Here is a 13,321-nt window from a genome sequence, read left to right on the forward strand (position 1 = left end):
GCGCCAGGGATCGAACCTGGGAATGTCGGTACCAAAAACCGATGCCTTACCGCTTGGCGACGCCCCAACCGTGCGGCTGTCTTAGGCAATCGTGTCGCCGATGTAAAGCGGTCAGGGGCCAGAAAGTTGTGGTCGAAATCTGATGGCAAGACCACATGGCAAAGGCCCGGGGTCCGGTGTGCATCCATTTGATATTGCGGGAAGATTGGCTGGGGCGCCAGGGATCGAACCTGGGAATGTCGGTACCAAAAACCGATGCCTTACCGCTTGGCGACGCCCCAACCGTGCGGCGGTATTTACCCAAAGCCTTTGTCCCCCGCAAGGGGTAGGGCGCGAAAACTGTAACGATTTTCCTTACCCTTTATGCAATGGTTGCCCAAAGGATTGCCCCGCGCCCCCGGGCGGCATAACAGAGGCCCATGAAAACGTATGATGCAATCATCCTTGGGGCCGGTGCGGCGGGCCTGATGGCCGCCATCGAGGCCGGCCGGCGCGGGCGTCGCGTGTTGGTCATCGACCACGCCAAGGCCGCGGGCGAGAAAATCCGCATCTCGGGCGGCGGGCGCTGCAATTTCACCAATATGACGGTGTCGGCGGACCGATTCCTGTCCAGGAACCCGCGATTCGCGCTTTCGGCGCTAAAGCGGTTTGGGCCGGCGGATTTCATCGAAAGGGTCGATGCAGCGGGAATCACCTGGCATGAAAAGGCGCTGGGGCAGCTGTTCTGCGACGGGTCGGCCAAGCAGATCGTCGACCTTTTGCTGCGCGACCTGGCCAAGGCGGGGGGCGAGCTGTGGCTTGACTGCGCGGTCGGCGAAGTGCGGGGGGGCGAAGTGCGGGGGGGCGAGGTGCGGGAGGGCTTCACCGTCTCGACCGCGCGGGGCGATGTCAGCGCGCCGGCCCTGGTCGTGGCCACGGGCGGCAAGTCGATCCCGAAGATGGGGGCGACCTCTTTCGGCTATAAGCTCGCCGAGGCCTTTGGCCTGCCCGTCACCGAGACGCGGCCGGCGCTTGTGCCGCTGACCTTTGCCACGCAAGAGCTGGAGTGGATGGCGCCCTTGTCGGGTGTCTCCTTGCCGGTGGTGGCGCGGGCCGAGGGCGGTCCGGCCTTCCCCGAGGCGCTTTTGTTCACCCATCGCGGGCTGTCGGGGCCGTCGGTGCTGCAGATCTCCAGCTTTTGGCGTGAGGGGCAGGGGGTGCGGTTCGACCTTTTGCCCGGCGTCGATGTGGCGGGTCATCTGCGGACGATGCGCGGGACGCAGGGCCGTCAGGGTCTGGCTGCGGCGCTGACGCCCTTGATGCCGGAACGGCTGGCGCGGCACATGGCGGGGCTTCTGGCACCCGATGCCGCGCTGTCGACCATGTCGAACGCGGCGGTCGAGGGGCTGGCGCAAAGCTTGCATGGCTGGCGCCTGACCCCGGTCGGCTCTGAGGGCTACCGGACGGCGGAAGTCACCCTGGGCGGCGTCGATACCGCGGCATTGGACGCCCGCACGATGGAGGCAAAGGGCGTGCCGGGCCTGTATTTCGTGGGCGAGGTGGTGGATGTGACCGGCTGGCTGGGCGGCTATAACTTCCAATGGGCCTGGTCTTCGGGCTGGGCTGCGGGGCAGGTCATCTAGACCGCCCTGCAAAGCCACACTGACCCCGGGGGAAACCGGGGTCAGGAATCAGGATCAGGCCTTGCGGCGCCGGGCCAGCACAAAGGCGCCAAGCCCCGCCACCATCAGGGGCGCCGTTGCGGGCAGGGGGACGGCGGGAACCGGCGTCGCGACCATACCCGCTTTGGCGTAGTGGATCGTATAGGTCTGATCCCAAAGGAAGAAATCATAGTTGGCCGATCCGGTGCCCGCATAAAGCTGGGCCACCGAAGTGAAACCACCGGGGCGGCTGATCGTCCAGTTGATCGCGGCCAGCTTGGCGCCAAAGTTCCAGACCGGGTTGAAACAGCCGCCCGCGGCGCAAAGGCTCATCATGCCCGGGGTGGTGTTGTTCGAAAACCCGCTTTGGACAAAGGGGCTGCCCAGGGCGTCAAAGCCGAAGCCGTTGATCTTGTGCGTCCCGGCCGACAAAGAGGCCGCAATCGTGCCATCCGCGTTCAACGCCAAGACCAAACGGCTTGCCGCAGCCGCATCAAGCCCCGCATTGGTGTAAAGGAAGTCGCTCGTGACGGTATCGGCCGCCGCCGGAAGGCCCGCAAGCGCGAAAAGCGCTGCGAAAGCCGTGGTCTTGAAGGTCATGGGTCCTGTTCGCTTTGCCAGAGGCGGCCAAGGTTCGGCCGCACGGTAAACGCGGTGTAAATTTCTGGCCGGGAAAGGCAAGCGGCATATTGGCTAACGATCCAATACGCCGCCTTTCCCTTGTTTGGCAAATATCCCGTAGGGACAGGCGCTTGCCCGCCCTTACAACCGCAGGGGATCGGCCTTGGCCAGGCGGTCGATGTCCATCAGCAGATGAACCAGCCGGGCCATGTCCTTCAGGTGGATCATGTTCGGCCCATCCGAGGGCGCGTGGTCGGGGTCCTCATGTGTCTCGATGAAGACGCCCGCGATACCCAAGGCCACCGCCGCCCGCGCCATGGCGGGCGCAAAGCGCCGGTCGCCGCCGGAACTGCCGCCCTGACCGCCCGGCGCCTGCACCGAATGGGTCGCATCCATGATCACCGGATAGCCGGTCTGCGCCATGATCGGAAAGGACCGCATATCGGCCACCAAAGCGTTATAGCCGAACGAGGCGCCACGTTCCGTCAACAAAATGCGCTCGTTCCCCGTGCTGGCAACTTTCGCCGCCACATTGGCCATGTCCCAGGGCGCCAGGAACTGCCCCTTCTTGATGTTCACCACCGCGCCGGTCTGGCCCGCCACCAGCAAAAGATCGGTCTGGCGGCACAAAAAGGCCGGGATCTGGATGACGTCGACGACATGGGCCGCCTCGACCGCCTGGGCCGCGTCGTGAATGTCGGTCAGCACCGGCAGACCCGAGGCCCGCACCGTCTCCAGCACCTGCAACCCCGCCTCAAGCCCCAGGCCGCGCTTGCCCGACAGCGAGGTCCGATTGGCCTTGTCGTAGCTTGCCTTGAAGACATATTGCGCCCCCGCAGCGGCGCAGGCCTCGGCCATGACCCCGGCGATCATCTGCGCATGGTCCAGGCTTTCCAACTGGCAGGGCCCGGCAATCACCAACAGCGGCCTGTCGTTTGAAACCGTCAGGCCGCCGATCTTCACGTCTTTCATGTCTTACCCCGAGACTTGCTCGCGCAGGATCGCGATCGTCATCGAGACCATGAGGTAAAGCCCGAGGAAGATCAACATCACGACGATCGTATCCTCGAAGGCCTTGGGATAAGAGGCCGTATCGGGCGCCACCGGTCGCACGGCCAGCTCCAGGTAGCGCGTCTTGCGCGCGGCCTCGATCCGTGAGGTTTCCATCGCGGTCGTGGCCTGGGCCAGCATCATCTGGCGCGTCGCAACCTCTGCCGTGGCCATGGCCAGGTCCGATTGCACGGTCGCCAGCGACGGCCCCGTCCCCTCGCCCTCGGTCAGGCCCGAACGCAGGCGGGCGATTTCGGATTCCAGCGTGGCGATGCGCGACTTGACGGGGGCCATGCGGGCCTGGTTCGGGCTGGCATTGGCCTCCATCTGGGCGATGGCCAGCCGTTCCTGGGTCAGCTGCGAATCCAGCGCGGCGATCTGGCTGGTGACAAGGCCAGCCTCGATCTCGGAGGACAGGGTTTTGTATTTGGTCTGCAGGTCAACCAGGTGGCGTTGCGCGTCGTTCAGCTTGGCCGTGGCATCGGCAAAGGCCTCCTTGGCCGAGGTCTCTTGGTCGCCGCGCAACGTGGCCGAAAGTTGGTCCACCCGTTCCTCGGCATAGCCGATCAGCGCGGTCGAGAACTCTACCGCGGCCTGAGGCGAGGCGGCAGAGACCTCCATGTTGATCAGCCCTTCGGTCGGATCATAGCTGACGCGGACGAATTTGGTGTAAAGCGCATAGGCGGCCGAGTTGGTGGCGTCGCTTTCCAGCCTTTGCAGCGGATCGACCGACGGGTCCGAGAAATGCGCGCGAAAGCCCTTGTCCTGGTCCAGCCTTTGCATCGCATCATTGGACTGCAGGAAGTTTTGCACCGCCACCGAATCTTGCGAGGTGGCAAAGGATGTCCCGGTGAACAGCCCGGCAAGGCTGGAGGTCGCCGAGGCCTGCTGGATCACGAATTTCGACGTGGCCGTATACATCGGCGTGGCCACGGCAAAGAAATACCAGCCTGCAATCAGCGTCGGCAAAAAGACAAAGACCGCCAGCTTGGCCCACAGCAAGGCAAAGCGGCGACGCCTGCGCGCCACCAGATCGGCCTGGATGCGGCGCACCTCGGCCAGGTGGCTGTCCTCGGCCTTGACCTCGGTCGAGGGCAGGGGCGCGGGTTTCATCGTCTGTGGCAGACGCTCGCCCTCGGGCGGGACGGTCAAAGCGCGCGAGCCTTCGGCGTCGCCCTCCACCAGCTCCAGCACGGCAGAGCGGCCAAAGGGGTCGATCCCCGCCTGACGCAACAGCCGCACCGCGTCGAAATCCGAGGTGGCGGGCAGGTTGTGCTTTTGCGCCATGCGCCGCGCGATGCGCAATTGGCGCCCGGTCAGCCCCTCTTTGCGGATGACGTCGATCTCTTCGCCGGGCATGGCATCGGGGTTCGAAACGGCGGCTTCGGTCTGCTTGGCCTCGGGCAAATAGCTTTGCGCGCCAAAGCCATCCTCGTCGGGGTCCGGGGCAAAGGCGTCATCGGGGATCTGCCCGCTCGCAGGGCGCAAAGCCGCCGGCGCCACCCTTTGGGGCACCACCCGGGGCGCCGCCGCTGCGGCGGGGGCGGGCGACACGGGCTGCAGCTCTGGGGCTGCGACCTCTGCCGGCGGGCTCAGGCGATAGCGTTCAACTTTGAGCTTCATAGTCATAAAGCTGTTTCGCCTCTTCGAGGGTTTCGAATTGATAGAGTTGGCCGGCCTTCAGCACCGCCGCGGATCGGCAGAACTTTTCCAGCGTCTTGGCCTGGTGGCTGACCACGATGACCGTGGCCTTTTGCAGCCGGTCGCGCAGGATTGCGCCCGCCTTTTTGTTGAATTCGACATCGGTGGAAGAGGGCATCCCCTCGTCAATCAGATAGATGTCGAAATCCAGCGCCAGCATCAGCGAGAAGTTGAAGCGCGACTTCATCCCCTGGCTATAGGTGCCGACGGGCATGTCGAAATAGGTGCCGATGTTGCACAGCCAGCGGCAGAAGGCCTCGATGTAATCGGGGTCCAGCCCATAGATCCGCGCGATATAGCGGCAGTTTTCCTTGGCGGTGTGTTTGGGCAACACGCCGCCCATGAAGCCCAGCGGAAAGGAAATGCGCGAGGTGCGGCGCACGATCCCTTCGTCGGGCTTTTCCAGACCGGCCATCATGTTGATCAGCGTGGTCTTTCCGGTGCCGTTGCGCGCCAGGATGCCCAGCGAATTGCCCAGGGTGACGCGAAAAGAGGCCCGGTCCAGGATGACCTTGCGCCCCTCCCGCGTCCAGAAACTCTTGCTGACATTCTCGAACTCGATCATGTCCCGGTCACGCCTTCTGTCATTCCCCGCCTCGCCCCAAGGCTAGCGCATTATCCTTAACGCACCCTTTCCGCCAGAGGCCGAAAGCAAAGCGCCGATCTTGCCGTTCTGCGCTACAATACCCGGCAATCTGTCAGGAATAAGGCCCCAGCGGTAACAAACTGGTGCATCGGGGGGCCGGGCTGCTAGCGGTGCCGCCAAAGCCGGCCCAGCGACAGCGCCAGCGGCCCGAACAAAAGCGACATCGCCAGCCCCGCCCGCGCGCCCGAAGCCGCCCCTCCGCCGCCCAGACCCTGATCCAGCGCAAGCAGAGGCAGCGTCAGCCCCGGCGTCAGCAACAGCGCCACAAGGATCAGGTCGCGCCCCCGCATCCCCTGCGGCAGGCTGGCGCCCAGAAGGCCTATGGCCAGGACCGCGCCCGCCACCAGCCCCACCGGCCGCAAGGCCAGCGCGCCCAAGGTGCGCGCGGTATCCGGCCCCAGCGCGCCAAAGTCGATGCCCCCCGCCGTCAGCCCGAACAGAAACACCACCACGGGCAGCGCGGGCAGGATCAGCGACTCCAGCCGGTTCAGCGGGTCATGCAACAGCGCCTCGGCCTCGGCGAAAAGGCCAAGGCTGCGCGGGGCATGGGGGATCATCGGGATCATCGGCAACAGCGCCAACGCCGCAGGCAGGCCCGCCATCAAGACCGAGCCCCAGGTGATCAGCGCCGTGATCAGGATCGGCGTCAGGGCCTCGGAGCGGCGGTGCTGGCGCTGGCTGTCTTGGACCGCGTGATGGCCCCAGGTCGCGCGGTAGATCAGGGGCGCCAGGGCCGCGGGCAAAAGCCACAAGAGCTTGACCGCGCCCGCGAGGCGGTTGGCGCTGTCATAGACCTCGGGCGAGGGCAAAAGCGCCAAAAGCGCCGCCGTCAGCCGTTCAAGGGCGATGCCGCCGGCGGCGATCATGTCCAGCGCCACGGCGAGGAACAGCAACAGCGGCAGGGCGGGATGATCCTGGCCGAACAGGCGGCGGCCAAAGGTCCAGGCAAGGGCCAGATCGGCGCCAAGGCACAGGCTCCAGCCCTCGATCCCCGGCAGGTCGGAAAAGCCCATCTGCCCGGTGACCGTCCACAGCGCCAGGGGCAAAAGCAGGGCTCCGGCAAGGGTGGGGGCCAGCAGGCGGCGCGCGGCAGGGGCGGCCAGAAGGCCCCCCTCCAGGCGCAGGCTCTCGAAGAACTCTTTGCCAAGGACGAAGAGGAACAGCGCCATCAGCCCCTGGGTGATCAGGACCTGCGGCGTCAAAAGCGGCAGGAAGGGGCTGTCGGGCAGAAGCCGCGTCTCGATCAGGTCGTAATACAGGTCGGGGCGCAGGTTGACGGCCAGGGTGGCCAGCGTGGCGCCGGCCAAAAGCGAAAGGGCAAGGCGGTCGAGATGGGGGGAGACGCGATACATGACGGCGGATGCTGCTTTGGGGGCCCTTGGCGGGCCTTCTGGTGGCCTGTGCGGGGCGGCCCGAGTCGGCCCAAGCGGACAATCCCGGCCCCAAGCGGCATCAGGAGGGGGAGAAGGGCGGGGTGTCAACGGGGGTTCGGGCTTGCGGTTGCCGGCGCGGGGGCAGGCGGGTGGTGTTTGGCGCGGGGAGGGCTGGACCTGGTCCGGGGAGTGGGGGGCAGGCGCGGGAACGAGGGGGCAGCCAGGTGGTTTCTGTCGTGGGGAGGGCTGGACCTGATCCGGGGGAGTGGGGGGCAGGCGGGGGAACGAGGGGGCTGCCGCCCCCTCGTGCTCCCCTGCCCGGGGAAAGGCGGGGCCTTTCCCCGGACCCCTATCGGCGTGGCGCCGGGGGAAAGGTCAGGCGAAGAGGCGGAGAAGCGTCAGGGCCAGGCCCAGGATCAGGACATCAGCCAGCCAGAGGCTTGGGGCGGGCAAGGCGCGGGCAATGGCCTGGGCCCGGGCTGCGGTCGGGTTGCGCGAAAGGGGCGCAGGCCTTTGGCCGGCAATCGTCGAGGCGCGGGAGCTGCCTGCCCCCTGCGATCCGGGTGCCCGCAATGGGCGGTGCAAGGCGGTATTCGGGCGGCACGGGCGATGGGACATGAGCCTGACTCTCGCTGGAACAATCCGTTCAGACTGACAGGCGGGTGTGAAGACAAGGTTAACGTCTTCGGCTCCAAGTGTCCGGTCTAATTCCGGCGCCCCCCAACTCTGCCCCCCAACTCTGCGCCCCCAAATTCTGCCCCCCCGACGTTGCACCTGCGACTCTGCGCCCGCGACAGGGTTGCCCCAATCTGGTTGCCCCAAGCCTTGGGGCCCTGCGGTCTGTGGAAATGACCTGCATTGGTCCTTTGCACCGCGCCCGCGGTCAAATGCCCGACATGTTGTGCCGCAATCCATGCGGCTTCATTCCCCGGCAACCCGTCCAATTCCCCAAGGCCCCCCGCACGAGCACGCCCGGCCAACCGACCGGATGGCCAACTGCAATGGGACCCCCTGCCATCCCCCCCTCACCAGCCCGTCTTGCTGCGCCCCCCGCCGAGGCGCCCGCCGATCCCCGCGGCCGAGGCGCGCATCACGGCCACGCCTTGCCAGCCCTTGCCCGTCCAGGTCTCGAATCCTGCGCCGCGGTGGTGGCCGATCAACAACCCCTGATCGACCCGCGCCCCCGACGCGACATCGCCGCCGCCGAACTGTTGCCCCAGCCTTTGCCCAACCATCACATCGGCCCCCCGCGCGGCCAGAACCACGCCCTGCGCGTCCAGGATCGCGGCCGAAAGCGGCGTCTCGCCGAAGGGCAGGCTGTCCAGCACCGCCCGCGCCTGGGGCTCCCAGTCGAACTGCGTCACGATCAGACCCAGCGCGCGGCCGTCCTGCGCGCCACCGGCCCGGATCACCGTGGCCCAGGCCATGGTCGGGCGCTGACCCAGAAGGCTGGAGACCTCGACATCGCCCGCCACAAAGCCCGAGCCGTCGCGGATCGCCCGCGCCGGGTCCAGCCAGCGGCTGCCCTTGACCGACTGGCCCGCAATGGCAAAGCGCCCGGGGCGGCCGTTGCACAGGATCATCCCGTCAAGATCACACAGCCAGATGTCAGAATAGACCGTATAGGCGTCCAGGATCACCCCCAGCCGCCGGCTCGCATGGGCCAAGCTGGACTCTGACGGTGCCGCCACCGCCGCCACCAGGTCGGCATCCGTCGCCCACCAGCGCACATCGCAGGACCGCTCATACAGATTGCGATCCAGGATATCTATCGCAGTAAAGGCCAGGTCGATCAGCCGCCGCGAGGTCGCCGCCTGCGACAGCGCCGTCACCATATCCTCAAGCCCCGCCAGCCGCCGCGCCAGTTGCTGCCCCAGCGCCTCGGCGATCTGGTCGATCTGGCCCGAAACCTTGCGCACCTCTTCGGCCACCAGGGCAAAGCCCGCGCCCTGCTGGCCGACCCGCGCGGCCTCGATCCTGGCGTTCAGGCCCAGCATGTTGGTCTGGCGCGTGATCTCGGCGATGTCCTCGATGGCGCGGCGGGCAAAGTCGGCGCAGTCGCGGGTTTCGGCCGCAATGGCGGGCAGGTCGGGGATGGTTGGCGGCGGGCTGGTGGGCGGAGGGATGGTTGACGGCGGGGCGGTGGCGGTTTGGGGCAGGGTCAAGGCGGGCTCCTGTGGCATGACGGGACCAGAGAAGCGCGCGGCAGGATGAAGCAGGGGTTAACCCCGACCCCTCCCGGTGGAAAAAGAAAAGCGGCCCCGGGCAGGGGCCGCTTTCTTGGGCAGGTTGCCCGTTATTGCGTCGCGTGTCGCGCGCCGGGCCGTCAGGCCAGCGAGCGCAGGACGTAGTGCAAGACGCCGCCGTGTTCGACGTATTCGACCTCGATTTCGGTGTCGATGCGGCACTTCAGCTGGATCACTTTCACCGTGCCATCGGCGAAGGTGATGGTGCAGGGCACCATGGACAGCGGTTTCAGGTCGCCTTCCAGACCGGCGATCGAGACGACTTCGTCGCCCTTCAGGCCCAGGGTCTTGCGGGTGTCGCCGCCGGTGAACTCGAACGGAATGACGCCCATGCCGACCAGATTGGAACGGTGGATGCGTTCAAACGACTCCGCGATGACCGCCTTGACGCCCAAAAGCGCCGTCCCCTTGGCCGCCCAATCGCGCGAAGACCCCGCGCCGTATTCGATGCCGCCAAAGATCACCAGGGGCGTGCCCTGCGCCTGCCAGGCCATCGACGCGTCAAAGATCGAGGTCTGCACCCCATCCGGCCCCTTGGAGAAGCCGCCTTCAACCGCATCCAGCATCTCGTTCTTGATGCGGATATTGGCCAGCGTGCCGCGCATCATCACCTCATGGTTGCCACGACGCGCGCCATAAGAGTTGAACTCGGACACCGGAACCCCACGTTCGACCAGATACTTGCCCGCCGGCGTATTGGCCTTGAACGACCCCGCCGGAGAGATGTGGTCGGTGGTGATCATGTCGCCAAAGATGCCCAGGATGCGGGCGCCGTTGATATCGGAGATCGTTCCCGGCGTGGCCGCCATGCCGCGGAAATAGGGCGGGTTCTGGATATAGGTCGACGAGGCCGGCCAATCATAGGTCTCGGCCTCGGTGATCTGCACGGCCTGCCACTTTTCGTCGCCCTTGAAGACATCGGCGTATTTCTTTTGAAACGCCGCTCGGGTCACGGTGGCATGGACCAGATCCGAGATCTCCTTGTTCGTCGGCCAGACGTCTTTCAGATAGACCGGGCCATCGGTGCCCATGCCCAGAGGCTCGGTGGTCAGGTCGATGTTCAGGTCACCGGCCAAGGCATAGGCCACGACCAGGGGCGGCGAGGCCAGGTAGTTCGCGCGCACATCCGGCGAAATCCGGCCTTCAAAGTTGCGGTTGCCCGACAGGACCGCGGTCGCCACAAGGTCGCCCTCGTTGATCGCCTTGGAGATCGGGGCCGCCAGCGGACCCGAGTTCCCGATACAGGTCGTGCAGCCATAGCCCACCAGGTTGAAGCCCACGGCATCAAGGTCTTCTTGCAGGTTGGCCGCGTTCAGATATTCGCTGACGACCTGAGACCCGGGGGCCAAAGAGGTCTTGACCCAGGGCTTCGATTTCAACCCCAAGGCGCGGGCTTTGCGCGCCACAAGGCCCGCCGCAATCATCACATAGGGGTTCGACGTGTTGGTGCAGGACGTGATCGACGCAATCACCACCTTGCCCGAGGACATGGTGTAATCCGCGCCCTCAACCGCGACTTCGACGCCCTGGGGACGCTTGAACGACCCCTCCATCTCGCGGGCGAACGAGGCCTTGGCATCGGTCAGCGCCAGGTAATCCTGCGGACGCTTGGGCCCGGAAATCGCGGGAACGATGGTCCCCATGTCCAGGTCCAGCGTGGAGGTATAGATCGGCGCGTAATCCGCCCCACGCCACATGCCATTGGCCTTGGCATAGGCCTCGACCAGGGCAATGCGCGATTCCTCACGGCCGGTCATGTGCAGGTAACGCAAGGTCTCGTCGTCGATGGGGAAGAAGCCGCAGGTCGCGCCATATTCCGGCGCCATGTTGGCGATGGTCGCCCGGTCGGCCAAGGGCAGATGGTCCAGACCCTCGCCGTAGAATTCGACGAACTTGTTGACCACGCCATGCTTGCGCAGCATCTGCACGACCTTCAGCACCAGGTCGGTGGCGGTGGTGCCCTCGACCATCGCACCCGTCAGTTTGAAGCCGACAACCTCGGGGATCAGCATCGACACCGGCTGGCCCAGCATCGCGGCCTCGGCCTCGATCCCGCCGACGCCCCAGCCCAGAACGGCCAGACCGTTGACCATGGTCGTATGGCTGTCGGTGCCCACCAAAGTATCGGGATAGGCCACTTCGGCGCCGGTCTGGTCGCGGTCGGTCCAGACGGTCTGCGCCAGATATTCCAGGTTGACCTGGTGGCAAATCCCGGTGCCCGGCGGCACAACGCGGAAGTTGTTGAAGGCCTTTTGCCCCCATTTCAGGAACACGTAACGCTCCATGTTCCGCTCATATTCGCGGTCCACATTGGCCTGAAAGGCGCGGGGCGTGCCGGCCTCGTCGATCATCACCGAATGGTCGATGACCAGATCCACCGGCACCAGCGGGTTGATCTTGGCGGCCGAGCCCTTCAGCCCGATGATCCCATCGCGCATTGCGGCCAGGTCAACCACCGCCGGAACCCCGGTGAAATCCTGCATCAAGACGCGGGCCGGGCGATAGGCGATCTCACGCGGGTTCTTGCCACCCTGGGCGCCCCATTGCGCGAAGGCCTTGATGTCGTCGATGGTGACGGTCTTGCCATCCTCGAAGCGCAGCATGTTTTCCAGCACCACCTTCAACGAGGCAGGCAAGCGCGAGAAATCGCCAAGCCCGGCCGCCTGGGCCGCAGGGATCGAGTAATAATCGACGGTCGCGCCGCCTGCGGTCAGTTTGGACCGGGTCTTTGCGCTGTCATGTCCGACGGTGACGGTCATCGTGGCCTCCATGGGTGGGATGCCCCCTTTTGCCGCAATGCGGCAGATGGGGCAAGGAATCATCTGCCTGCAAATCATTGTATGCAATTGTATGCCGAAAATCCAGAGCCCTGCGCAGGCGAACCCGTCAAATCCAACGCAACCGGGGCGCGCAAAACGCCCGCGGTCGCAAAAGGGTGATTGGCCCGCGTGCGGCAATGCGACTAGAACCATGCCAGACCAAGGGGACGTTTCGATGAAAGTTGCGCTGATCGGCGCCGTGGTGGCCTGGGCTGCCGTGGCCACAAGTGTGATGTCGCAAGAAACCGTGCAGTTCGGCACGGTGGTCGAACTTTACACCTCGCAGGGGTGTTCCTCTTGTCCGCCTGCCGATGAATACCTGCGCGACCTGGCGCAGCGTCCGGGCGTTATCGCCTTGTCGTTACACGTGGATTACTGGGATTACATCGGCTGGACCGACAGCTTTGGCCAGGCCCGCTTTACCGACCGGCAAAAGGCCTATGCGCGGGCAGAGGGGTCGCGCACCATCTATACGCCCCAGATGATCGTGGGCGGTCAAAGCCGGATCGAGGGCGTCAACCCCGAGGCCGTGGACCGCGCCCTGACCGATCAACCGGCCCCGGCGCTGCAGCTGCGGCTTGACCGGCAGGGCGACCGCCTGACCGTGACGGCCGATCCGCTGGCACAGGCTGCGGGTCCGCTGCGGGTGCAGCTGGTGCGTTATATCCCCCGCACGCAAGTCATGATCGAGGCCGGGGAAAATGCCGGCCGCCTCGTCGATTACACCAATGTCGTGACCTCGTGGTCGCTGATGGGTGAATGGGACGGCAAGACCCCCCTGGCCCTGACGGCCGAGGTCACGGGCCCTGAGGCCGTTGTGGTGATCTTGCAGGTCGAAGGGCCCGGCCAGATCCTGGCTGCAGCCGCCACCCGCTGAGCCTTTTGACGCAGCGGGGCCTTCCGACTCGGGCGGGCGCAGGGCCGGAAAGACAGCCTCCGGTTGCAGCTTTCGCAGGGGACGGGGAAGGACATTCTCCACCTTGAACCACAGGCCGACGACGCGCCGCGAAAAGCGGCACGGCCACAGGGCCCCTGGGCGGATAGCGGGCAAAGTTTGCGTCGCTCTGGGCTGCAAAGCGGCGCAAAACCCCCTATCACAGGAAATGTGACAAAAAACCGGGCGGCTTGGGCGGGGCCCGGACGATGCGCAGTTGACAGGCCTTACCCCCCGCGACGTAAGCTGCGGCACAGGGATACCCGGGCCGTCGTGGAATTGTCATCCGCG

10 protein-coding genes and 1 tRNA gene are annotated in these 13,321 nt (G+C 65.8%); 2 read left to right on the top strand and 9 right to left on the bottom strand.

Annotated features, from left to right (window positions below; all coding sequences use genetic code 11):
* Positions 1-206 precede the first annotated feature (206 nt).
* Positions 207-281 (bottom strand) — tRNA-Gln (locus NX862_RS11005).
* Between the two features lie 138 nt (positions 282-419).
* Here NX862_RS11005 and NX862_RS11010 point away from each other — a divergent pair.
* A complete protein-coding gene (locus NX862_RS11010; protein ID WP_264493968.1) occupies positions 420-1,622 on the top strand; it encodes a BaiN/RdsA family NAD(P)/FAD-dependent oxidoreductase in 1,203 nt (400 codons plus the stop codon).
* A gap of 54 nt (positions 1,623-1,676) precedes the next feature.
* On the opposite strand, the gene NX862_RS11015 is transcribed toward NX862_RS11010, so the two are convergent.
* The 8 genes from NX862_RS11015 to acnA form a co-directional block, all read right to left on the bottom strand.
* Positions 1,677-2,240: a VPLPA-CTERM sorting domain-containing protein gene (locus NX862_RS11015; RefSeq protein ID WP_264493969.1), complete on the bottom strand. Its 564-nt coding sequence runs from the start codon at positions 2,238-2,240 to the stop codon at positions 1,677-1,679.
* 162 nt (positions 2,241-2,402) lie between these two features.
* Positions 2,403-3,233, bottom strand: coding sequence for a 3-deoxy-8-phosphooctulonate synthase (gene kdsA, locus NX862_RS11020; protein ID WP_264493970.1), 831 nt, complete (start codon positions 3,231-3,233; stop codon positions 2,403-2,405).
* A gap of 3 nt (positions 3,234-3,236) precedes the next feature.
* Positions 3,237-4,934: a KpsE/RkpR family capsule polysaccharide export protein gene (locus NX862_RS11025; RefSeq protein WP_264493971.1), complete on the bottom strand. Its 1,698-nt coding sequence runs from the start codon at positions 4,932-4,934 to the stop codon at positions 3,237-3,239.
* Positions 4,918-5,577: an ABC transporter ATP-binding protein gene (locus tag NX862_RS11030; RefSeq protein ID WP_264493972.1), complete on the bottom strand. Its 660-nt coding sequence runs from the start codon at positions 5,575-5,577 to the stop codon at positions 4,918-4,920. The genes NX862_RS11025 and NX862_RS11030 overlap by 17 nt, the downstream gene beginning before the upstream one ends.
* Positions 5,578-5,762: 185 nt before the next feature.
* On the bottom strand, positions 5,763-7,010 hold the full coding sequence (locus tag NX862_RS11035) for a Na+/H+ antiporter NhaA (protein WP_264493973.1): 1,248 nt from the start codon (positions 7,008-7,010) through the stop codon (positions 5,763-5,765).
* Positions 7,011-7,406: 396 nt separating this feature from the next.
* A complete protein-coding gene (locus NX862_RS11040; RefSeq protein WP_264493974.1) occupies positions 7,407-7,604 on the bottom strand; it encodes a hypothetical protein in 198 nt (65 codons plus the stop codon).
* 452 nt (positions 7,605-8,056) lie between these two features.
* On the bottom strand, positions 8,057-9,196 hold the full coding sequence (locus tag NX862_RS11045) for a methyl-accepting chemotaxis protein (RefSeq protein WP_319800875.1): 1,140 nt from the start codon (positions 9,194-9,196) through the stop codon (positions 8,057-8,059).
* 161 nt (positions 9,197-9,357) lie between these two features.
* Positions 9,358-12,036, bottom strand: a complete 2,679-nt coding sequence (gene acnA / locus NX862_RS11050) for an aconitate hydratase AcnA (protein ID WP_264493976.1) — start codon at positions 12,034-12,036, stop codon at positions 9,358-9,360.
* A 235-nt stretch (positions 12,037-12,271) separates the two neighbouring features.
* Between acnA and NX862_RS11055 the strand changes: the two genes are divergently transcribed.
* Positions 12,272-12,973: a DUF1223 domain-containing protein gene (locus NX862_RS11055; protein WP_264493977.1), complete on the top strand. Its 702-nt coding sequence runs from the start codon at positions 12,272-12,274 to the stop codon at positions 12,971-12,973.
* The last annotated feature ends 348 nt before the right edge of the window (positions 12,974-13,321 follow it).

Origin of the sequence: Stagnihabitans lacustris (assembly GCF_025950525.1) — a bacterium.
Taxonomy (GTDB): domain Bacteria; phylum Pseudomonadota; class Alphaproteobacteria; order Rhodobacterales; family Rhodobacteraceae; genus Stagnihabitans.

What these genes read in the sequence shown, in the direction of transcription:
- NX862_RS11030 (WP_264493972.1), bottom strand. Translation starts at nt 5,577, where the DNA reads ATGATCGAGTTCGAGAATGTCAGCAAGAGTTTCTGGACGCGGGAGGGG.
- NX862_RS11035 (WP_264493973.1), bottom strand. Translation starts at nt 7,010, where the DNA reads ATGTATCGCGTCTCCCCCCATCTCGACCGCCTTGCCCTTTCGCTTTTG.
- NX862_RS11055 (WP_264493977.1), top strand. Translation starts at nt 12,272, where the DNA reads ATGAAAGTTGCGCTGATCGGCGCCGTGGTGGCCTGGGCTGCCGTGGCC.
- NX862_RS11015 (WP_264493969.1), bottom strand. Translation starts at nt 2,240, where the DNA reads ATGACCTTCAAGACCACGGCTTTCGCAGCGCTTTTCGCGCTTGCGGGC.
- acnA (WP_264493976.1), bottom strand. Translation starts at nt 12,036, where the DNA reads ATGACCGTCACCGTCGGACATGACAGCGCAAAGACCCGGTCCAAACTG.
- NX862_RS11025 (WP_264493971.1), bottom strand. Translation starts at nt 4,934, where the DNA reads ATGAAGCTCAAAGTTGAACGCTATCGCCTGAGCCCGCCGGCAGAGGTC.
- kdsA (WP_264493970.1), bottom strand. Translation starts at nt 3,233, where the DNA reads ATGAAAGACGTGAAGATCGGCGGCCTGACGGTTTCAAACGACAGGCCG.
- NX862_RS11010 (WP_264493968.1), top strand. Translation starts at nt 420, where the DNA reads ATGAAAACGTATGATGCAATCATCCTTGGGGCCGGTGCGGCGGGCCTG.